Raw genomic sequence first — 20,367 nt, forward strand, 5'->3', positions numbered from 1 at the left:
CCTGCCGGGCCGTTTTGTTGGCGTCCGCGCGCGCAACCGGCGCTCAACGCTCAGGCATCACGTCACTGCACGGCGGTCGGCGTCGAGGCCGGCAGCGCCGGCGCCGGCGAACCGGCCGCCTCGTTCGACACCCCAGCGTTCTTGTCCACCGGCATCCTGACCGTGCGCACCGCGCCGTTGCCCAGCGGGAAGTCCGCCAGCGCGCTGCGCGCCAGATACGGCATGGCGCGCACCAGCGACTGTTCGTCACCGGCGTTACGCGCCATCACGTTGTAGACCTCCTTGCCGCTCGTACGCTCCGTGATGCGAATGCCGAGCGTATGGGTGAATATCGGATACGCCTGAGTCACATAGGCAGGCGGGAACGGCCCGAACGGCCCCCAAGGGTCGAGCGGGCGGCCCCAGTACGGTCCCGGCCACGGGCTGCTGTAAAACACCGGCTGGCTCACGCTGACCGTTTCGGCTTTGGTGCCGTACGACAGCCCCACCAGATAATGCGCCTGCTGCGCGTCGACCTGCCTGAAGGCTTGCGTCGCCAGTTCGTTGGCGACCAGCAATTCGTAGGTCGCCTGCTCCAGGCTGTTCTGCTGTGCAGCACCGCGCGTAAACGCATAAGTGCGGCTCGCGTCGTTACCGCTCCAGTCCGAGAACGCCGTCACCTGGGTCGTCACGTAACTGGTACAGCCGGACAGCACTGCTGCCAGCGCCACCAGCATCAGCATGGCGCGCCGGGTCCAACGGTCTGATTTCATGGTCTTCCTCATCCTTGCGTGTTGTCGCCGCACGCATCCGCGGCGGCCCGATCATACGCTGACCAGGCCCCTAAACAAAAAGTTCGACGCGCACAGCGCATCCGGGCTTTGTACAATGGTCCGACATACCGGTGCGCACGGGTTGCGCGACCGGCTTTAGACCCCATTCTTACAAAATACCATGGCTGATACCGCAACACCTCCAGTGATCCGCCGCGCCGATTACGCGCCGCCCGCCTTCCTGATCGACACGGTCGAGCTCGAATTCGATCTGGTTGCCGAACGCACGGTCGTCAAGAATACGATGCGCGTGCGCCGCAACCCGGACGCCGCCCATGCCGCGCACCTCGAACTGCTGGGCGAGCGGCTTGAGTTTGTCGGCGCCGCCATCGACGGCGCCCCGTACAGCGCCGTGCGCGCGCATGAACACGGGCTGACGGTGGAGAACGTGCCGGATGACTTCGAACTGACGCTCACCAACACCTGCAACCCTGCTGAAAACACTACGCTGTCCGGCCTGTACGTGTCCAGCGGCAACTTCTTTACGCAGTGCGAGGCCGAAGGCTTTCACAGCATCACCTACTTCCTCGACCGCCCGGACGTGATGGCCACCTACACGGTCACGCTGCGCGCAGACAAGGCGGCTTACCCGGTGCTGCTCTCGAACGGCAACCTGCTCGAGGAAGGCGAGTTGCCCGACGGCCGCCATTTTGCGCGCTGGGAAGACCCGTTCCGCAAGCCCTGCTATCTGTTCGCCCTCGTGGCGGGCAAGCTGGTGTGTGTCGAAGAACGCGTGAAGAGCGGCTCCGGCAAGGAAAAACTGCTGCAAGTGTGGGTCGAACCGCACGACCTGGACAAGACCCGCCACGCCATGGATTCGCTGATCCATTCGATCCGCTGGGACGAAAAGCGCTTCGGGCTGGAACTGGATCTGGACCGCTTCATGATCGTCGCCGTGAGCGACTTCAACATGGGCGCGATGGAGAACAAAGGTCTCAACATCTTCAACACGAAGTACGTGCTGGCGAACCCGGAAACGGCCACCGACACCGACTTTGCCAATATCGAAGCGGTGGTCGGCCATGAGTACTTCCACAACTGGACCGGCAACCGCGTCACCTGCCGCGACTGGTTCCAGTTGAGCCTGAAGGAAGGTCTCACGGTATTCCGCGACCAGGAGTTCTCGGCCGATATGGCGGGCGGCCAGAGCAACGGCAGCGACGAAGCCGCGCGCGCCACCAAGCGGATCGAGGACGTGCGGGTGCTGCGCCAGATGCAGTTCGCCGAGGACGCCGGTCCAATGGCGCATCCGGTGCGTCCGGAAAGCTATGTCGAGATCAACAACTTCTACACGATGACCGTGTATGAGAAGGGCTCGGAAGTCGTGCGGATGTATCAGACGCTGTTCGGCCGCGACGGCTTCCGCAAGGGCATGGACCTGTACTTCAAACGCCACGACGGCCAGGCGGTGACCTGCGACGACTTCCGTCACGCGATGGCGGACGCGAACGGGCGCGACCTCGCGCAGTTCGAGCGCTGGTACAGCCAGGCGGGCACACCGCGCGTGACGGTCAAGACCGACTACGACGCCGCGCAGCGCAGCTACCGCGTGACGCTCGCGCAAGGCTATGGCGACGCCGCCCCGGCCGCTCGCGAAACACAAAAGGGGCCGCTGCTGATCCCGTTCGCCATCGGCCTGATCGGCAAGGACGGCGCGGATTTGCCGCTGCGCCTCGAAGGCGAAGCCGGCGCGGCGCCTGGCACCACGCGCGTGCTCGAATTTACGCAGACCGAGCAGACCTTCACGTTCGTCGACGTCGCGGAAAAGCCGCTGCCGTCGCTGCTGCGCAATTTCTCGGCGCCGGTGATCGTCGAATACGACTACACCGCCGACGAACTGGCCTTCCTGCTCGCTCACGACAGCGACCCGTTCAACCGCTGGGAAGCGGGTCAACGCCTCGCCACGCGCGAGCTGCTTGCGCTGGCCGGGCGTGCTGCGACCGGCGTGCCGCTGCAACTGGACGATTCGGTGGTCGCCGCGTTCGCGCGCGTGCTGACGGACGAGTCGCTCTCGCCGGCGTTCCGTGAACTGGCGCTGATCCTGCCGTCCGAAGCCTATCTGGCCGAACAGATGGCCGAGTCGAACCCGGCCGCGGTGCATCGCGCCCGCCAGTTCGTGCGCAATCGCCTTGCCACGGCGCTCAGGAGCGAATGGCTGGCGATCTACGAGCAGCACCACACGCCGGGCGAGTATGAAGCGACGCCGACGGCAAGCGGCCATCGCGCGCTGAAGAATCTGGCGCTGTCTTACCTCGCCGAACTGGACGATCCGGCTGACGCAGTGCGCCTCGCCTCGGCGCAATACTCAGCCGCCGACAACATGACCGACCGCTCGGCCGCCCTGTTCGCCTTGCTCAACGCCGCGGCGACGGGCGGCGGCAAAGAGGCGCAGGATGCGCTCGACGACTTCTACCGCCGCTTCGAGAGCGAGCCGCTCGTCATCGACAAATGGTTCGCCATGCAGGCTGCGCAGCGCGGCACTGCGCAGCGGCCGGTGATCGAGATCGTGCGCAAGCTGATGGCGCATCCGGCGTTCAACCTGAAGAACCCGAACCGCGCGCGTTCGCTGATTTTCAGTTTCTGCAGCGCCAACCCGGCCCAGTTCCATGCTGAAGACGGCTCGGGTTACGCGTTCTGGGCCGAACAGGTGATCGCGCTCGACGCCTTGAATCCGCAAGTCGCCGCGCGTCTGGCCCGCTCGCTGGAACTGTGGCGCCGCTTCACGCCGAAGCTGCGCGACGGCATGCGCGCGGCGCTGGAGAAAGTGGCGGGACAGGTGAAATCGCGCGATGTGCGGGAGATCGTGCAAAAGGCGCTGGGCTGATTTTCAGAAAGCGCTTTAGCGTAGGAAAAAAGCCGGCAGAGAATGCCGGCTTTTTTTCGTCTGTAGGGTCTGTCGGAGTCGGCCCATAGGAACTGGTTGGCCGTTCGGATGACTGTTTTTGTCGAGCCGCTGGGGTGAAAGTAACGCATCCAACTAACTGTTTACGTTTAACGCGACGCGTTATATCATCCCTATGATCACAACATTCGGCGACAAGGCCACCGCATCGTTATTTAGAGGCAGCTTCGTCCGTTCGCTGCCCACGCAGATTCAATCCACCGCTCATCGTAAGCTGCTCATGATCGATGCCGCGGTTTCTATTGAAGATCTGTACACGCCGCCCGGCAACCGGCTGGAGGCGTTGCAGGGGCAATGGAGCATCCGCATCAACGCGCAGTGGCGCATCTGCTTTCACTTCGTGGATGGCGAGGCGCTGAACGTCGAGATCGTCGACTATCACTGATTGATTGGGAGACCAGCATGGTCATCAAACGCTCCGAGCTGGAGAGCAGCGACTTTTCGGACATCGAAACCGGCGAGCGGATTGCGCCCGTCCATCCGGGCGAGATCTTGCGCATCGAATTCCTCGACCCGCTCGGCATGTCGGTCAACGCGCTGGCAAAAGCCCTGCACGTGCCCACGCCGCGCATCAACGATGTTGTGCTCGGCAAGCGCGCGATCTCCGCGGACACGGCACTGCGGCTCGGCCGCTACTTCGGCGCGAGCGCGCAGTTCTGGCTCAATTTGCAGATCGACTACGACCTGCGCATCGCCACTGAGGCAGCCGGCGAGCAGATCGCGAACGAAATCGAGCCGCTCGCCAGGGCGCGACGCCCGAGATTGCCCAAAATGCCGCGCGGCCACGCCAGCGCTGCCGCCCTAGCCAAAAGCGTAGCTTGCAGCGTCGCCGCTATCAAACCTCGGCGCAAGCCCTGAGCTCCAACACCCACGCGGCGCTCGCATTCCGAGTCAGATCCCGCCAGATCCCGCATCGCAGGCAATCTCCGGCAAGCGGCGGCCAGGCGAATGCGGTCAGGCAGCAGGGAGAGTACGGGCACGGCCGCTCAGCCGGGTTGCGCCGACGCAGCGTGAGCTTTCCATCTTAAAAGCACAGGAAAGACACAGCGAGCAGGTAAAATTGCAAAATTCCTTCGCCTTATCGGAGTACTGCAATGGCTTTGCAACGTCGTACCACTCTTACGAAGTACCTGATCGAGCAGCAGCGCGAGACCAACAACCTGCCGGCGGATCTGCGCCTGCTGATCGAAGTCGTTGCGCGGGCGTGCAAGGCGATCAGCTATCACGTCAGCAAGGGCGCGCTCGGCGATGCGCTCGGCACCGCGGGCAGCGAAAACGTCCAGGGCGAAGTGCAGAAAAAGCTCGACATCCTGTCGAACGAAATCCTGCTCGATGCAAATGAATGGGGCGGCAACCTCGCCGGCATGGCCTCCGAGGAAATGGAAACGTTCTTCCCGATTCCGGCCAACTATCCGAAGGGCGAATATCTGCTGGTGTTCGATCCGCTGGACGGCTCGTCGAACATCGACGTGAACGTGTCGATCGGCACGATCTTCTCGGTCTTGCGTTGTCCGGACGGCCAACAGCCGACCGAGCAGTCGTTCCTCCAGCCGGGCACGCAGCAGGTTGCGGCGGGCTACGCCGTGTATGGTCCGCAGACCGTGCTCGTGCTGACCACCGGCAACGGCGTGAACTGCTTCACACTGGACCGTGAGCTGGGCTCGTGGGTGCTCACGCAAAGCGACATGCGCATTCCGGTGGAAACGCGCGAATACGCGATCAACGCGTCGAACGAGCGCCACTGGTATCCGCCGGTCCAGAAATACATTGGCGAGTTGAAGGCCGGCAAGGACGGTGCGCGTCAGAGCGACTTCAATACGCGCTGGATCGCCTCGATGGTGGCCGACGTGCACCGTATCCTGAACCGCGGCGGCATCTTCATGTACCCGGCCGACAAGCGCACCCCGGACAAGCCGGGCAAGCTGCGTCTGATGTACGAGGCAAATCCGATGGCGTTCATCGTCGAACAGGCTGGCGGCGCCGCGACCAACGGCGAGAAGCGCATTCTGGACATCGTCCCGAAAAGCCTGCACGAGCGCGTGGCGGTATTCCTCGGCTCGAAGAACGAGGTTGATCGCGTGACCCGCTACCATCTCGAAACAAAAAATTGAGCCGGGGACTTGCCAAAGCGCTGATGAAGTCCCTATAATCTCGGTTCTCCTGATGCCGGAATAGCTCAGACGGTAGAGCAGCGCATTCGTAATGCGAAGGTCGGGGGTTCGATTCCTCTTTCCGGCACCAACAGATTCAAGCACTTAGCCCAGTCATTGCGACTGGGCTTTTTGCTTTGTGGGGTCCATGTAACCGCTGTGTAACTACTTTCGGGGAAAGTGGCGGCCGGACTCTGGAGACTTTCCTTCACAGAGGTGGCTAAAGTTCGCGGCAAGGATGCCGACAGATTCTCTTGTCCGCGCCCCACATCTGGTTGGCTACGAATCGACTTTTAGCGAAGAGAACTAAAATACCCAAACTATCTTGGAATGAGTTCCTCCAAAAGCACGGCACTGGCGTTTGTCTATTTGGGCGAGTCCCAGCTGGAAGACCGCGCGGCTTGACTCGCGAGGGCTTGGTTATGCCAACCGCGTACGGGCTGATCGGCAAGCTTCTTGTATTGATCATGTATGTCAGGGAGATTGGTCCATGAGAAAGGAAGGGAAGCTAACTCATCTAGTTTTCAGCAACGGAGATGACGTTAAAAAACTGTCCTCCATTTTGCCGGTGGGCAATTTCAAAAAAAGCACCATCCCGCCGTGTGGCGTAGTCGGCACCTTTGTCTTCGAAGGCGCAACATACAACCGTCTAGCGCCAAAACTTGGTTTTGCTCGGTAAAATGACGCGGCCAATTCTGCGAAAAGTGTCAGCGGATATGCGAATCCATCTGTGTCCTGAACACAGATAGCGCGCGTAGTACTGCTGCAGGGGCGGCGGAGCTTTCATACAACTCGTCTTTCGCTGAATACGACACTAAGGCCGTTCAGGCAAGAATATCGTCTCACCAATTGGTACCGCAATGAAAGAATCGAAGACCGCAGCCGAGCTGAACCAAATCCTCATGGGCCTGATCAGCGAAACGCCTCTGACGCGAGCCGTTCGATCAGTCGAGATCGAAGCCCATCGGATGGACGACAATGGACGAAATTGGCGCGCAAAGATCGGGGAAGTCCGAGAAGGCTCCGACGCAATTGTTTTTACAACAATCTTCCCTACCGCGATCGAGAGCGTGATTGATCACGCCAGGGACTTGTACGATCTGAAGTGAATTGCGGCGGTCGGGCACTCCTAAAGGCTCAGTAGATATCTTCGTTTGCCGCGGCCTGTGATACGAACCTCCGTAACTGCCAGTCCCTGATCTGCACCAAGGCATTCGCCCATTCCCCCGACGACAACGTCCGCCATGCCTGCTCAGGCCTCGGCCAGACACGCTTCACGCGAAAACCATCGATGTCGTGCCACGCAGGGCTAACTGGATTGGCTCGAGGCGCTGGCGTGTATAAGAACAACGAACGCCGGCAGGTTCGACATCTTCGCCAGTTCCCGGATGACGCCGATCGGCTTCTCCTGTCCAATGTCCTGTGCCACCTCAACCAGCGCCAGCGGCAACTTGTTCGAGTACCCGTATTCGACGAACAGCACGCTATCAAGATCAGCCATCGTCAGAGACTGCGCCTGGCGACGGCCGAGGAAGCGACTAATCGATCGCGACCGGTGCCAGACACCATATGCGCGGTCGCGGATGAGATGTTGTTCTTCTTGCATGGCTTGAATTATTCGCTCTGATAGCTGGCTGATCCCTTCGCCCTGACAACACGGGCTTTGGCCATCAGAAACACAAGAGCATCCATGATGCGGCTCAATGTTGATACGGTTAAAGTGACAGTCGTAGGTGATATCGCCAAACGCATTTACGCCAAGATGAACATACGAGTCACGTTGTATCTCCTTTACCCCAGCCAATCCGGAATTGATAACGACATTATCCCGGTACGTCTGCAGGCTTACAGTATGGGCTAGTGGCCTGTCTGTGCGCGGGCGGATTCTGCGGCGCCCCTTCAATCGAGGCACGGCCGGCATGTGCAGGATGTCAGCCATTCGCATGCTCCTGAAGGTAGGCATCCGGGTTTTCGAGCTCCTTTAGCCACGGATCGTCGAATCTCGGGGAACCGCCTTCGAGATCCATCTGCAGATACAGGAACACCGCGTCCTGGAATCCGCGCCGACGTTGCTGGGGCATCTGGTTGAGCGTAGACATAAACTCATCGCCCATGTCCCACGGCGCGGCGAACTGACGATCGCTCCAGCCTTCCAGAAACTCTTGGGCCTCGCGCGTGCCGGCCAGATATTCAACAGTCACAATGCGCTTAGCCATTTTTCGCCTCGCTCACAAGACCCATCAGGGTTTCTGCAAGCTTGTACATGTCCGTCTTAGCGTTGATCAGCGCGCACTTCACCGGCAATGCGTCCAGTTCGTCGTCCGGAAGCGCCTCGGCCATGAACTCCAGGAGGTTCTGGATCCTCCAGGCGAAGGCGCTCTGCTCATCCAACAGCTTGGCGATGCGTTCAATGACCTCCCTGTATTTTCCGCCCTCACGAGCCGCGCTCACCGCCTCGTCGACTCCAGCGTCAAACTCATCGAATATCTCGCTGACCAGATTGCCGAACTCCTCGTCGGACTGCCCTACCGCCTTCGGCACGTTCTTGCCGACCCAATGCGAGACCAGGTCGCGCTGGACATAGGACACCGCTTCAGCGTCACCGAAGATTGCACGGCCGCAAACCCGGGCCAGTGCGAGCGCATCGTCTTTCGGCAAAGACGCCAGATTGATAGGCTTAGACATGGCGCCCTCCCTTCTCGCTAAGAAGGAAGCTTGCGTCATCGCCGATCTGCGTGAGCTCGCTGATGACGCGGAGCTGGTCCGCAATCACGAACATCAGGTCGGTCACGTTCTGGCTAATCGTGAAGTTACCGGCGCGTACCTTGCCGGGCTGATCGTCCCAGAAGATCAGGCAGCCGATATTGGAGACCGTCTCGGCAAGGTTGCCGGCCATATGAATGGCGCATTCCGTGGCCTGGCTCAGGAATCGAAGTTCGTCGGCATCAAGGCTCTTGGTGCGGGCGTGCGGGAAGCTGAGAACAGCGGAAGGTGACATCGGGCCGAACGAACGTTCTTCGGTCGGCGGTTGTGTGTTGTCGCTGGATTGCTCAGGACGAGCAAGAGCTTCAGTATTCATGATATGGATTCCTATGAGGTTACAAAGCGCCGACGACCGGTGCAATACCCACATTACGCCTCATGCACTACGTTATTTTCCGATCCGTGCCGTCAGTCATTCCCTCCCCCGCACGGCACCGTGATATGCGACACGATCGCATGCGCCGACGTCGCCATGCTTGCCAGATTGGCGAAGAACGCGGACCGCAAGTCGCTGGTGAATGCGCCAACGTCACCGTCCTCGCACAGCATCAACGATGCCCGAAGCGCCCCGAGCAGGTAATGCAGGCGCTCGACGTCGTCTGCGCTCAGATCGGCATGCACAGTGGCAGTCGCCCTTGACTCGCATACGTTAAGCATGAGGCGTCTCCGGCATTTTCGGAAGGTTCTTCAGCCCGACGTCAGCTTGTCGCCTCACAACCGCAGCCGCGTAGGTAATTCGCTCGAGCTTTGTCCGTGGATAGGTCGAGTCCTGGAGCAGGTCAGGAATCAGCTTTGCCGCGGCCTCGATAGTCTTGATCTCGGCGCCGGTCGTGGCATTCATTGCAGCGCTCCGCGTTCAGCCGCTGCAGCCGCCGTTAACTCCGAAACCTTGCGTAGCGCATCTGCAAGCAGGTCAAGACCCTCGCGCTCGCTCGGAGCATGTACGGCAGCGCGCAGTGCATCCTGGACGATGACGTGGATCGGCGCGGTGCCGGGGTTTATGGGTAAGTGTTCATGGTGCTCACGCAAACGCCAGCTCAACGTCGTCCGTGTCAACGAGCGGGATCAGTTGCCCGTCCATCACGAAACCGAGATTCGTGATAGCTGGCGCGTTGCTGCGGGCGTCGACCGCCCAGATCGGCGAGCCCAGCACCCCCACCTTCCAGTCGTAGTAGAGATCTGCTGCGCGGCCCACGACGCGCACGACACGTGTACCAAACCGGTTTGTCAGGATCGCAAGGTTGTTGCGCTCGCAACGCAAATTTTGACGGCGAGCGCTGGCCGTGGTCTTGGCGGTACTGGTTTGGCTGTTCATGATTCGCTCCTTTAGAAGGGAAATCTGGGTGGTCATTGGCATGGTTGTACATTGACCTTGATTGAAATGCAGCACCGTGCTTTATTTATTGCAAGCACCGTGCTGCATTAATATTCGCCATGGCTCGCGACGAACCCCAAGTGAATTTACGAATCCCAGCTAATCTGAAAGATCTGCTGGACGAGGCTTCAGCCCAAAACAAACGCCCCCTAACCGCCGAGGTGGTGGCTCGTCTGGAGGGAAGCTTCGGCGCAGAGAAAGGCTCGAGCGCGCCCCTGATCGACGAGCACACGCTCGACCTGTTCGCCGAGAAGGTTGGTCAGGTGCTGGATGAGCGGGAACGGAAGAAAAAGAAAAGTTGACCGAGTCCGGTTCTGGGTCGATGAGGCCACATAGCGCACGAATAATTTCAAAGCGGCGGCAGCATGACTCTTATTGACGAAACGATACCCCTTCCCCGATGTCGCCGATCGAGTATGAGCAGACGGTTCAGGCCTGGATCGACAAAGCTGCTGGAAATGAACTGGTCGATTACAAGTCGACGCATCGGGAGATAGTCGCTGGCTCGGATGGGGAATATGAGATCGACGTCGTCACACGTTTCTCGGCACTCGGCGGCGCGCTGTTCCTGGTTCTAATCGAATGTAAGCGGCATAGGGTCAGGGTGAAGCGCGAAGTAGTGCAGGCACTCGTCGCGCGCCTGCAATCAGTCGGTGCGCATAAGGGCATGATATTTTCGACTTCCGGCTTTCAGTCAGGCGCAATCGAGGTCGCGGAAGCCCATGGAATTGCACTTATCCAGTTGGCTAACGGCAGGACTACCTGGCTGGCGAAAGGCGGCGGGGTCGACCGTAAAACAGATCCATTACCCGACTATATCGACCCTGTGGTTGGTTGGCTTCTAGCGAGCGGGGCGACCGCACTCATTTCCACCCGTGATGTCGGAGCGCTCCAGGACGCTTTTGGGCTGCCTGGTTAGGATCTAACACAGCTATCAGGCACGCTGCGCAGCGACGATGTCGTCGCATAAACAAAAGGACCTTAATCGTCGATGGGAATATCGAACTGCGTCCCGCAAGACGGAAATTTCAGGAGATCGAATTTGTGTTTCCGCGGCAATGCTATGAGCGGTTGTTCCTTGCCGGCCAAGTAGCATGCCGGGCAAGGGAAGGCATCGTGCGACTTCAGGCCATGCCATCGACACAAAGTGATCGATATCGGGAGCCGCTGTGCAACTCCCCTCAAGGCAATCCAGCAGTATGTGAAACAGCGCCGGATTCTGCATCACAGCTTTCGATGTGCGCCTGAGACGCGTATAGCGACAATCAGTGAAGCGCGGCAAACAGTGGGATAAGCGCAGGTTTGACAAAAGGCCACGCCCCGCCGATAAAAAGCGTCGCAGTCAGCCAACCGGTTCCCTCGGCGATCCGAAATGGTCATGTTCCTTGCGTTGCATCTGCGATAGCGTCTTGTGCTGATAGAGTCTGCGCATCAAGTGCCTTGATTCTCCCCATAATTTCACGCTGGCGCCAGATGTGCCCTTGAGAATTTGCGTACATATTGATGAGAGCGGCGACCAATCCAAGTGCGAAAAAGTGCCGCTGATGGGTAGCCTCCGAGAGTGGCCTTCACAACACTCTCACTGGCATAGATTGCTGAGACACCAGCTAAGCCAGCACTATTGACGAGCGCCAGCGTGCGAACAGTTCCCAGGTTTCATACCTGAAAGGCTCCCAAGCAGTCGGACTGCCACCTTAAAAGCGCCTCTCGAACAAGCCTTCGGTATTCCGGATTCTCTTGCCCTGCCATCATGTCCTCTGGAACTTTTTCTCTTCATGGCAATCACTAATCGATACCGGTCAAGTCTTCGATGTCGATCTCAATGTACTCCCGCACCTCTATCATCGCAGAATCCAAGTATCCCAGCGAGGACATGCGGAATCGGTCAAATATTACAAATCGTTAAGTTCAATACCATTCTTGCAAAAAAACGTCCCTGCGGCCAGAATTTCATCGCTTACATGAAATTTAACTAGAACCACAATGGCCGAGGGACTAATAATGGACTTTATCGATCAAGTCAGAGCGCTTGCATCGCGTGTAGCAGTTGCCAAAGATATGCTGCAGACGGAAGAGGCCACTAAGAACGCGATGGTCATGCCGTTCATCCAGTTGCTGGGGTACAACGTATTTGATCCGCTGGAAGTTACGCCAGAACTGATAGCGGACGTCGGGACAAAAAAGGGCGAAAAGGTTGACTACGCAATTCTCAAAGATGGCCGGCCTATCATGCTGTTCGAATGCAAGAAGAGCGGCGGCGATCTGAACATCAACCATGCAGGACAATTGTTTCGTTACTTCCATGTGACCGAAGCACGATTCGGCGTACTGACGAATGGTATTGTTTACAGGTTTTTCACTGACCTCGAAAAGGCGAACAAGATGGACGACAAGCCATTTTTCGAGTTCAATATCTTGGATTTCCGCGAGCAGGATGTTGATGAACTGAAGAAATTCGCCAAGGCTACCTTTGATGTCGAGACCATACTGACGACGGCTAATCACCTCAAGTACACACGTTCGATCCAAAACACGCTGAACGATTGGATGACCAATCCTCCGGAAGAGTTTGTTCGCCTTGCATCCGCAGAGTTCTTGGCAGGAAAACAGTTTAGAAATGCAGTAAAGGACCTTTTTACGCAAGTCACCAAGCAGGCGTTCCAGCAGCTTGTGAGCGATAAAATCAACGAGCGGCTCAAAGGTGCAATGACACCAGAGCCAATCGCCGCTACGCCAACGCCGATCGCCGTGGAAGACTCCCCTGACGCTGAAGAAGCGTTTGCGCCCTCGGAGAGCGCATTGGAAGCGTTCCAGATCGTCAGGGCGATTGTTCGTCCCGTGGCAAAACCGGGTCGCGTCTCCATGCGCGCCGCAGCAAGCTACTGCGCTGTTCTATTTGACGATAACAATCGCAAACCAATCTGCCGATTACGGTTCAACAATGAAAATCGCCTTGTCATTGGGTTGTTCAACGACAACAAAGAGGAAGAGCGAGTTCCGATTGGAAGTGTCGACCAAATATTTGACTTCGATGATCGCCTAAGAGCGTGTGTAAGTGCGTACGTGAAAACCGACTCTTCTAAGGAAAGCGCTAGCGACGTCGCTGCTACGTGACACTTTTCTTTAACCTAGAGCTGCGATGGACATAATAGAAGCCTGAGTCGTCCGCAAGCCGTCGCTCACCGACCCGGTAGTCGTCGACATACGGCCTGCGGAACGACTAAACCATCGCATCTGCTTGCCAACATAGTGTATCAAGGTGCACCGGCTGAAATCGAGCCGACGCTATTATCATCGTCGCACACGGGCAACAATCGATTGAGACAGAAAACTCAACCAATGAAACGGCTGAAAATTCAACTTCGGCTCGGGGTTCTTTGCGTCTTGCTGTATTTCTCAAAAGCGATCTCGGCGACGGAAACGCCCCTCGCGTGCCAAACAGTGGCGGACGACATCCAGGTGCATTCATGCGCCGACAACGCTGTCTACTTTCGAGGTGCGCTACCGGTGTTCTTCGCCTGTCCGAATTTTGGCGTGCGCCACATCTGGGGACTGGGTGCGGGTATCGAATATTCGCCTCCCCCATCGTATAGCGGCGTATTTCCCACATGCGATGGTGCTCACACAAGAATGGAAAGCGTCGAAAGGCGACGGAAGGACTGGCTCCTGAAACACGTATGGAGAATGGCTTTTCGGCTTCACCTCGGCAACTTGTACTATCTCTAGGTGCGCCCTAGTATGACGTGCCATCGCGCAGACGCCTCTACGGCGACGGAGGTCCGATCGGGTTGCCGGCGGCTTGCTTCTGTGCGTCGAATGTCTTGTTGGTGAACAGCGAGCCGCTGCTGCTATGGTTAGAGCAGGGGGGAAGTGCGACTGGAATCGAGATGATTGAAGCAACCCAAATAAGCTCAACGACGCCGAACGAGCCGACCTGCTCTGCTTCCTCGCGCTGGTGCAACTCATCGGCCATGCAAGTGCCGGCGACCGAACTACCCAGCCGCAGACGGCGTGCTGATCGTCATTCCCTCGCAAGAATCTGGATCATGTCAAGGGCATTGCGTTGCGCGACGTCCCGATAGCAGTTGTTGAACAGGACATGCGTGCGCGCTACCCGCTTCGAGATGGCCTGAATGGCCGACGCCAGCTCGCGCAACTCATCGGCCACGCGCAGACTGGCGGCTGAATGCGGACTGATCACGTCATCGAGGCTGGCCTTGAGGCGGTTGCTGACATATGAGATGCACATTCCGCATATTCCGTCGAGCGCCACGTTGACTGGCTAAACGCACAGCATCTCAACATGTAGGAAATACATAAACTTTGCTTTCCACATCAACGCGGGGCGCACTATGCTCACCAATACTGTACGTCGCGCATTTTCTAGCTGAGTTTCCGCGTTCACGCCAATACCTAAAAGCAGTCAGCGGACCGCGCACACCCTGAAATCAGCACAACTGCATGCCGATGAAGCCTGGAAAAACACGATTCAAGGGATGCACAACTCCACATTCGGCAAAGATCCGAAAGCGCAATTCTCGAAAACGACAAGCAAGTCGAAACGCTCATTCCGAATTGGCTGTCGTCAAAGCTGGAGGTCAGATATGACTGCGCCAAGCAAACTTTATCGAGTATCGCTGAAGCTTCAAGCCAAGACGCCTGCGCGCAAGTTGATCGAAATCCCCTCCTCTGAAACGCATCCAGACCTGCTAGAAGCTGTTCGCCAAGCCGTTGCTGAGAATCGGGAAGCGGCTGAGTGGCCGTCCCCGTGTTAGACACTCTTACTGTAGCAGTACATAGCATTCCGCTTCGAGCACACTCCAGTGCAATAACAGATTAAAACTAAGGCGTGCGACGCCCGGAAAAGTACGACTGAGGGTGCCCCGGGTATCGGTGAGGCCGCCGCACTCCCGCGTCCATGATCTGCATGGGGTGCAGGTGGTCGGAGGTTCAAATCCTCTCGCTCCGACCAACTCAAACCCGATGGGCGTAAGGCTTGGCGGGTTTTGTCTTTGCGTCTAAGTTTTTTCCGCAAGTTGAAGAAGATATTAGTGGTCCCTAATATTCACGCCGATTTCTTATCCGGAAGGTGCAGCACAACCGTTGAAACGGGTACCCATGGGTTTCTCCAAAACGATTCCATCTTTTCTCCCGTTGCGAATAATTTAACGCATGTTAGCATTCCGGCCGTGCCAGCTCGTAGAGCGCTTACAGGCACGACACGGAGATCTGTCACATGCATTCATTAAAAATAATAATGGTCGCGGCAATTTTAGGCTGTGGGTATCAATTCGTTACCACCGTTCTAGGCACCCTGAAACCCCGGACGGGGTCGACGCACTCCGTGACCCGCGCGCTTGACCGGGTTAGCACGGAGATGAGCGTTCACGTACCGGCGTACAACCGCGAGCGAGTGATCAGGAACATGAACGTTTGAGCGCCGGCTTTGCGCCGAAGAACGGACCGTCACTCGCCGAGGATGTCCGAAGGGTGGTCGACGGTGGCAAACGTTCACTATTGAGACAAGCCAGTGGTCAACTTTCTTAAGATCTGACGCAGTGCATCTCGCTCGTCCTTCCCCAGAGGATCGAGTATTGCATCGTCCACTTGCTGGGCGATTGCCGTCGCTTGATGCAGCATTGCTACGCCTTTTTCGGTAAGTTCAATTGCATATCGACGCCGGTCCGCTTCATCCGGGACTCGACTGATTGCACCCAACGCTTCCAGATCGTCGATCATCGCAACGATTGCACTCGGCACGAGGTTCAATGCCTGCCCAAGCGCCAGTTGCGACGTCATGGGCAACTTGCGGATTGCCGCGAGTAAGCCGCAGTGTTTCGGACGAATCCCGATTGAACGCAACCGTTGGGCGAACTGCTCGGTGGCGGCCTGCCCGAGCTTGCTTAGCATGTATCCCGAGGTGTCGGTCAGATGGCTTGACGGTTTCATTCAGACATACTACATTAACCAAATTATTCATAGAGGGAACGATTCTTTATGAGAATAAAAATCCTGTTCTTTGTCTTGGCGGCTCTCACTTCTATCAATGCACTGGTTAGCGCGGGGTTTTCGCTGGCAATGGTCATCGGTCAACCGCTGGCTGACGCTGCGGCAATGTATGGAGTTGCGCGTAGCGTGCCCCTTGCCGTTGCAACACTCGTTGCGGTTGCCATACGCTCCTATGCAGGAATCACCACGCTGGCCCTTCTATTGGCAGCGATACAGGCCTGCGATGCAATCGTCGGCTGGGTGTCTCACGACGTGATGAAGACGATCGGACCGGCGACGCTTGCAATATTGACCATAACGCCGGCGGTGATCTTCATCTATACGATCCGGCAGGATGCCCCGCGACTCGATAACGTGCGTTAGCACAAGAGGACGTACGCAAATCTTGAAGGCCAGAACACTATGACGGTGACCCGACGGATGGTTTGGCCGCCGGAGGTCGCCTGCGTCCGTCAGGGAGTAGTTATCATCTCAGCGCCAACGCCAGTTCCACAAATTGCATTGCCCGGGCATTCGCGTCGCCATAGCGGTGACCAATATACAGCGTGGTAGTCGTGTCCGTTTCGTTCAGATCTCGGAATACAACGCCTGGAACCGCGATTGTCTGCAGCGTCGACGGCACGAGGGCGATACCTAATCCGGTGGCGGTCAAGCCAATCAGAGTCGATGCTTGCTGAGCCTCCTGTACCACTTGAGGCGCGAATCCGCGCTTCGCGCATAGCGCGACGGTCTGTTCGTACACCGCCACCCCTGCTTGCCGCGGATAGGCGATGAACGGCTCGTCGCGCAGATCCTTGATCTTGACCGAAGACGCATTGGCGAGCCGATGCTGGGCATGCATGGCGAGCAATAGCGGCTCTTCCATCAGTGGCGTGAACACCAGATCAGTGGGAGGCGCGCTTTCGGGCATCCGCAGCAAACCGACGTCAATTTCGCGCTGCTCGATCGCCTCGATCTGCCGGGACGACGACAACTCCAGCAGCGTGATGTTGACCTTCGGACGTTGCGTCCGGTACGCGTGAATCAACCTCGGGAAAAACGGTGAAAGCGTTGATGCGTTGGTAAAGCCGACCCGCAAACGCCCTACCTCGCCGCTGACGGTTTCCCACACGCTCTCCTTGGCATGTTCGACGCGCGCGAGGATCGCGCGTGCGTCGTCCAGCAACGCCAGCCCCGCCTCGGTCAGCGCGACAGTGCGGCGCGTGCGGTGGAAGAGCCGCGCGCCCAGTTCCGCTTCGAGCGCTTGAATCGCGAGGCTCAGCGGCGCCTGGGTGATGCCGAGCCGCTCTGCGCAGCGCCGGAAGTGCAATTCCTGCGCAAGAACGACGAAATACTCAAGGTGTCGGAGATTCACTGATTTACTCTTTAAATCAATAATATTGGTTTAGAGAATAAGTGAAAACTGTTTACCGGGCGATACTGTCTTCCACCTACACAACGGCGGAGACAACATGAACGGTGCTGAACTGGTCGAACGCCTGCGAGCACGACACAAGGTCATCGCGCTGGGAATTCGTGCCTCGCGCACGACAGATGCGATCCGCTGGGCCAAAGCGGCAGGCTACGACACGATCTGGGTGGATATGGAACACAGCTCGCTGCCGGTCGACACCGTGTCGCAACTGTGCTCATGCGCGGTCGACCTCGGATTGATGCCGTGGGTGCGAGTGCCGGAACGCGATTACGGCACGATCAACCGCGTGCTGGATGGCGGCGCGCTCGGCATCATCGTGCCGCGTGTCGAGACTGCCGACCAGGCGCGCGAGGCCGTGATCGCCACGCGCTTTCCGCCGCTCGGCCAGCGTTCGCAACTGGCAACGCTACCCTACGTCAACTTCGAGAAACTTCCTGCTCGCGAACTCAACCGTCGTCTGAACGACGCGACCGTGCTCAAGGTGCTGATCGAAAGCCGCGCCGGCGTCGAAGCGGCCGATGCGATCGCGGCGATCGAAGGCGTCGACGTGCTCGCGCTCGGTTGCAATGATCTCTCCGCCGACCTGGGCCACACCGGCGAATCGGCACATCCCGAGGTCGTGGCCGCGTGTCGCAAGGTGATCGTGGCAGCAGAGCGGCACGGCAAGGTGGCGATCGTGGGTGGCATGCCGGAGTGCGAGGCGCTCAACGCATTGCGCCGCGAGGGCGCCGCGCCTTTTGTCTTTGCCGGCATCGACAGCGATGTTTATCTGGCGGCGCTGCGCGAACGCGTCGAGCAGGCACGTCAACTTTAATTCGAACTTCTATTTTCAGATCATGGCAGAAACCCCGCTGATTTCCACGCCGATGCGCGACTATGAAACCCTGTCGCGCCCGTCGTTCACGATGCCGCCGCTCGCCTGCGACGCGCACATGCACGTGTTCGGTTCCGAAGACAAATATCCGAAAGTCGAGCATCCACACTACACGCTGCCGGACGGCAAGCTCTCGCACTATCTGCAGATGATGAGCGTACTGCACCTGAAGCGTTTCGTAATCGTGCAGCCGAGTTTTTACGGTACGGACAACCGTTGTCTGATTGATGCGTTGCACGTGGCGGGCTCGATCGCGCGTGGCGTCGTGATGATCGACGAGGACACCGACGCGGCCACGCTGGATAGCTTCCATCAGTCCGGTGTTCGCGCGGTGCGCCTCGATCTGTTTGCGCGTTCCGGTCTGCCGACCGTCGAGATCCAGCAGTACATCGCGCGGATGGCGCGCTTGTGCGCGAGCCTCGGTTGGCACGTGCAGTTCTATGCGCCGGGTTGGGTCGTGCGCAATCTGATTCCGTTTCTCGCCGACGTACAAACCGATTTCGTCATCGATCACATGGGCTACATGCTCGAGGAAGACGACCTCACCCAGGCGGATTTCGACCGTCTCCTCAGTTTGCTGAAAGACGGCAATTGCTGGCTTAAACTCAGCGCGCCGTACCGGATCGCCAGGCATCGTGGCTATGAAGCGGTGGCGCCGATGGCCGAAGCAATCATCGAGGCTGCGCCGCAAAAGGTGATCTGGGGCTCGGACTGGCCGCACATTCCCGATTCGACGCGCGACACCGGCGAATTGCTGAATCTGCTCGGCGCATGGACCGGCGATCCGTTGGTGCACAAGATGATTCTGTCCGACAACCCGGCACGGCTGTTCGACTACTGAGGCAGTCCCCCCACTATGTCCTACCAACCCAACGCAGCGTTTGCCGGTCTCTTTCGCGCGTTCACGTCAGACCCGCAGAGCATCGGCGCGCATCTGACGCAGCAGATGGCGCAGCAGCAAGCGGACGATCCCCTACTGGTCTCGACCGGCAGCGATATCGTGCTGTTTCCCGGCGCAGGGCGTGCGCCGACCCTCGAGAGCTTTCGCAAATCGACACGTGGCTTCATCGAGCTGACGGCGGTATCGCATTTGCCGCTGGCGCTGGCTTACCTTGCGCGGATGCGTGAACTGTCGCCGCACGACGACGCGTGGCAACGCGATGCGTCGAACCTGCGCGGCCATGCCGAGGCAACCCGCGCGGCGAACTCGCTTGCGCTCTGGCGCGATCACATCGCGGTCGATAGCTTCGCGGGCCATGAGCAGAAGATCGCCGATCTCGTCGACTACACCTGTGGCGTGACGATCGAACTGCTTGACCGGATCGAAAAAGATCACTCGCTGCTGCGCTTCGAGCGTCTGAACGACGAGTACTTCGCCGCGCCGCCCACAAGCACGTTTCCCGTACCGATGAACGATGTGATGTTCGCGACCTTCGGGCTTGCGTTTCTCGACATCGTCTACCGCATCGGCAACTGGTTGCGCGCGCAGGCACTCGACTGGAACCGCCTGATGGTGCTCATCAGCGGTCAGTCGGGCAGGCCGACAGCCGGTGTAACGTGGGCGTCGAACAACATGTGCTATCTGGTGTGGTGCGCGTCGAATCGCGTGCTGTTGCCGGAGCGCGTGTTCATCGCGCCGCATGCGCCGTCGTTTTCGATCGCCGAATTGCCGGATGCCGCCGGCATGGCGGAACTGGAGCGCACGTATCGGGCGTTGTGGCTCAACACCCACTCGAGTATCGATGTCGCGCGTGCGCTGTTTCCCGGGCAGCGTCCGTTTCACTTCGATCCGGCGCCGCCCGACGGCATGCCACCCATCACCTCGCTCGACGATCGCGATGCGACTACGGCGCGTCTGCGCCGCATCATGGAAGATCCGACGCAGCTATTGTCCAACTGCGTCGCTGATTACATCGTCGATCAGTTGTACCGCAACGGCAACCAGCCGCAAAAGGTTGAGATCCCAGGCTTTACGAATGTGACTTTTCCGGGCGCCGCGCGGTCGTAACGACGGCCGCCCGACCGATACCCGCGCGTAAGGGCAGCCGCGCGGGCTACAACAAAATGC

The 20,367-nt window shown here is 58.6% G+C and carries 24 protein-coding genes and 1 tRNA gene; 13 read left to right on the forward strand and 12 right to left on the reverse strand.

What is annotated here, in order from left to right:
• Window positions 1-62: 62 nt before the first annotated feature.
• Complete coding sequence (locus tag AC1ECK_RS13815; RefSeq protein ID WP_480319902.1) at window positions 63-752, reverse strand: DUF4136 domain-containing protein; 690 nt, start codon at window positions 750-752, stop codon at window positions 63-65.
• A 181-nt stretch (window positions 753-933) separates the two neighbouring features.
• Between AC1ECK_RS13815 and pepN the strand changes: the two genes are divergently transcribed.
• From pepN to AC1ECK_RS13845, 6 genes are all read left to right on the forward strand, one after another.
• Window positions 934-3,636, forward strand: coding sequence for an aminopeptidase N (gene pepN, locus AC1ECK_RS13820; protein WP_480319904.1), 2,703 nt, complete (start codon window positions 934-936; stop codon window positions 3,634-3,636).
• Window positions 3,637-3,829: 193 nt separating this feature from the next.
• Window positions 3,830-4,099 carry a type II toxin-antitoxin system RelE/ParE family toxin gene (locus AC1ECK_RS13825; protein ID WP_480319906.1) on the forward strand — a complete coding sequence of 90 codons (270 nt, stop codon included), beginning with the start codon at window positions 3,830-3,832 and terminating at the stop codon, window positions 4,097-4,099.
• Between the two features lie 17 nt (window positions 4,100-4,116).
• Window positions 4,117-4,572: a HigA family addiction module antitoxin gene (locus AC1ECK_RS13830; RefSeq protein WP_480319908.1), complete on the forward strand. Its 456-nt coding sequence runs from the start codon at window positions 4,117-4,119 to the stop codon at window positions 4,570-4,572.
• Between the two features lie 236 nt (window positions 4,573-4,808).
• Complete coding sequence (locus AC1ECK_RS13835; RefSeq protein ID WP_480319910.1) at window positions 4,809-5,825, forward strand: class 1 fructose-bisphosphatase; 1,017 nt, start codon at window positions 4,809-4,811, stop codon at window positions 5,823-5,825.
• A 54-nt stretch (window positions 5,826-5,879) separates the two neighbouring features.
• Window positions 5,880-5,955 (forward strand) — tRNA-Thr (locus AC1ECK_RS13840).
• A 769-nt stretch (window positions 5,956-6,724) separates the two neighbouring features.
• Window positions 6,725-6,973, forward strand: coding sequence for a hypothetical protein (locus AC1ECK_RS13845; protein ID WP_480319912.1), 249 nt, complete (start codon window positions 6,725-6,727; stop codon window positions 6,971-6,973).
• Window positions 6,974-7,173: 200 nt separating this feature from the next.
• On the opposite strand, the gene AC1ECK_RS13850 is transcribed toward AC1ECK_RS13845, so the two are convergent.
• The 7 genes from AC1ECK_RS13850 to AC1ECK_RS13880 form a co-directional block, all read right to left on the reverse strand.
• On the reverse strand, window positions 7,174-7,803 hold the full coding sequence (locus AC1ECK_RS13850) for a hypothetical protein (protein ID WP_480319914.1): 630 nt from the start codon (window positions 7,801-7,803) through the stop codon (window positions 7,174-7,176).
• Entirely contained in the window at window positions 7,796-8,080 is a 285-nt protein-coding gene (locus AC1ECK_RS13855; protein WP_480319916.1) for a hypothetical protein, read from the reverse strand. The genes AC1ECK_RS13850 and AC1ECK_RS13855 overlap by 8 nt, the downstream gene beginning before the upstream one ends.
• Window positions 8,073-8,549, reverse strand: coding sequence for a hypothetical protein (locus tag AC1ECK_RS13860; protein ID WP_480319918.1), 477 nt, complete (start codon window positions 8,547-8,549; stop codon window positions 8,073-8,075). The genes AC1ECK_RS13855 and AC1ECK_RS13860 overlap by 8 nt, the downstream gene beginning before the upstream one ends.
• Window positions 8,542-8,943 carry a hypothetical protein gene (locus tag AC1ECK_RS13865; protein ID WP_480319920.1) on the reverse strand — a complete coding sequence of 134 codons (402 nt, stop codon included), beginning with the start codon at window positions 8,941-8,943 and terminating at the stop codon, window positions 8,542-8,544. Before AC1ECK_RS13865 ends, AC1ECK_RS13860 begins: the two co-directional genes overlap by 8 nt.
• A gap of 92 nt (window positions 8,944-9,035) precedes the next feature.
• The gene (locus AC1ECK_RS13870) at window positions 9,036-9,284 is read right to left on the reverse strand and encodes a hypothetical protein (protein WP_480319922.1); all 249 of its coding nucleotides are present in this window, start codon (window positions 9,282-9,284) and stop codon (window positions 9,036-9,038) included.
• Window positions 9,277-9,468, reverse strand: coding sequence for a hypothetical protein (locus tag AC1ECK_RS13875; protein ID WP_480319925.1), 192 nt, complete (start codon window positions 9,466-9,468; stop codon window positions 9,277-9,279). Before AC1ECK_RS13875 ends, AC1ECK_RS13870 begins: the two co-directional genes overlap by 8 nt.
• 180 nt (window positions 9,469-9,648) lie before the next feature.
• Entirely contained in the window at window positions 9,649-9,942 is a 294-nt protein-coding gene (locus AC1ECK_RS13880) for a hypothetical protein (RefSeq protein WP_480319929.1), read from the reverse strand.
• Window positions 9,943-10,061: 119 nt separating this feature from the next.
• Between AC1ECK_RS13880 and AC1ECK_RS13885 the strand changes: the two genes are divergently transcribed.
• The 3 genes from AC1ECK_RS13885 to AC1ECK_RS13895 all read left to right on the forward strand — a co-directional run bounded on the left by AC1ECK_RS13885 (window position 10,062) and on the right by AC1ECK_RS13895 (window position 13,116).
• Window positions 10,062-10,304 carry an Arc family DNA-binding protein gene (locus AC1ECK_RS13885; protein ID WP_480319932.1) on the forward strand — a complete coding sequence of 81 codons (243 nt, stop codon included), beginning with the start codon at window positions 10,062-10,064 and terminating at the stop codon, window positions 10,302-10,304.
• A gap of 98 nt (window positions 10,305-10,402) precedes the next feature.
• Window positions 10,403-10,921 (forward strand): restriction endonuclease, encoded by a 519-nt coding sequence (locus AC1ECK_RS13890; protein ID WP_480319936.1) that lies wholly within the window; start codon window positions 10,403-10,405, stop codon window positions 10,919-10,921.
• Window positions 10,922-12,003: 1,082 nt separating this feature from the next.
• The gene (locus tag AC1ECK_RS13895) at window positions 12,004-13,116 is read left to right on the forward strand and encodes a type I restriction endonuclease (protein WP_480319939.1); all 1,113 of its coding nucleotides are present in this window, start codon (window positions 12,004-12,006) and stop codon (window positions 13,114-13,116) included.
• A gap of 649 nt (window positions 13,117-13,765) precedes the next feature.
• Here the strand turns inward: AC1ECK_RS13895 and AC1ECK_RS13900 are convergent.
• From AC1ECK_RS13900 to AC1ECK_RS13910, 3 genes are all read right to left on the reverse strand, one after another.
• A complete protein-coding gene (locus tag AC1ECK_RS13900; protein WP_480319941.1) occupies window positions 13,766-13,975 on the reverse strand; it encodes a hypothetical protein in 210 nt (69 codons plus the stop codon).
• A gap of 48 nt (window positions 13,976-14,023) precedes the next feature.
• On the reverse strand, window positions 14,024-14,251 hold the full coding sequence (locus AC1ECK_RS13905; protein WP_480319943.1) for a hypothetical protein: 228 nt from the start codon (window positions 14,249-14,251) through the stop codon (window positions 14,024-14,026).
• A gap of 1,265 nt (window positions 14,252-15,516) precedes the next feature.
• Window positions 15,517-15,951 (reverse strand): MarR family winged helix-turn-helix transcriptional regulator, encoded by a 435-nt coding sequence (locus AC1ECK_RS13910; protein ID WP_480319945.1) that lies wholly within the window; start codon window positions 15,949-15,951, stop codon window positions 15,517-15,519.
• 48 nt (window positions 15,952-15,999) lie between these two features.
• Here AC1ECK_RS13910 and AC1ECK_RS13915 point away from each other — a divergent pair, with 48 nt between their 5' ends.
• Window positions 16,000-16,374 carry a hypothetical protein gene (locus AC1ECK_RS13915; RefSeq protein ID WP_480319947.1) on the forward strand — a complete coding sequence of 125 codons (375 nt, stop codon included), beginning with the start codon at window positions 16,000-16,002 and terminating at the stop codon, window positions 16,372-16,374.
• Window positions 16,375-16,477: 103 nt separating this feature from the next.
• Here AC1ECK_RS13915 and AC1ECK_RS13920 read toward each other — a convergent pair whose 3' ends face one another.
• Window positions 16,478-17,365, reverse strand: coding sequence for a LysR substrate-binding domain-containing protein (locus tag AC1ECK_RS13920; protein WP_480319950.1), 888 nt, complete (start codon window positions 17,363-17,365; stop codon window positions 16,478-16,480).
• Window positions 17,366-17,462: 97 nt separating this feature from the next.
• On the opposite strand from AC1ECK_RS13920, the gene AC1ECK_RS13925 reads away from it, so the two are divergent.
• Genes AC1ECK_RS13925 through AC1ECK_RS13935 form a run of 3 tightly spaced genes read left to right on the forward strand, consistent with a single transcriptional unit; the run spans window position 17,463 to window position 20,307 of the window.
• Complete coding sequence (locus AC1ECK_RS13925; protein WP_480319951.1) at window positions 17,463-18,239, forward strand: HpcH/HpaI aldolase family protein; 777 nt, start codon at window positions 17,463-17,465, stop codon at window positions 18,237-18,239.
• A 22-nt stretch (window positions 18,240-18,261) separates the two neighbouring features.
• The gene (locus AC1ECK_RS13930) at window positions 18,262-19,140 is read left to right on the forward strand and encodes an amidohydrolase family protein (RefSeq protein WP_480319953.1); all 879 of its coding nucleotides are present in this window, start codon (window positions 18,262-18,264) and stop codon (window positions 19,138-19,140) included.
• Between the two features lie 15 nt (window positions 19,141-19,155).
• The gene (locus tag AC1ECK_RS13935; protein WP_480319955.1) at window positions 19,156-20,307 is read left to right on the forward strand and encodes a DUF5624 domain-containing protein; all 1,152 of its coding nucleotides are present in this window, start codon (window positions 19,156-19,158) and stop codon (window positions 20,305-20,307) included.
• Window positions 20,308-20,367: the final 60 nt, after the last annotated feature.

Source organism: Paraburkholderia sp. SSBN10T, assembly GCF_056619545.1.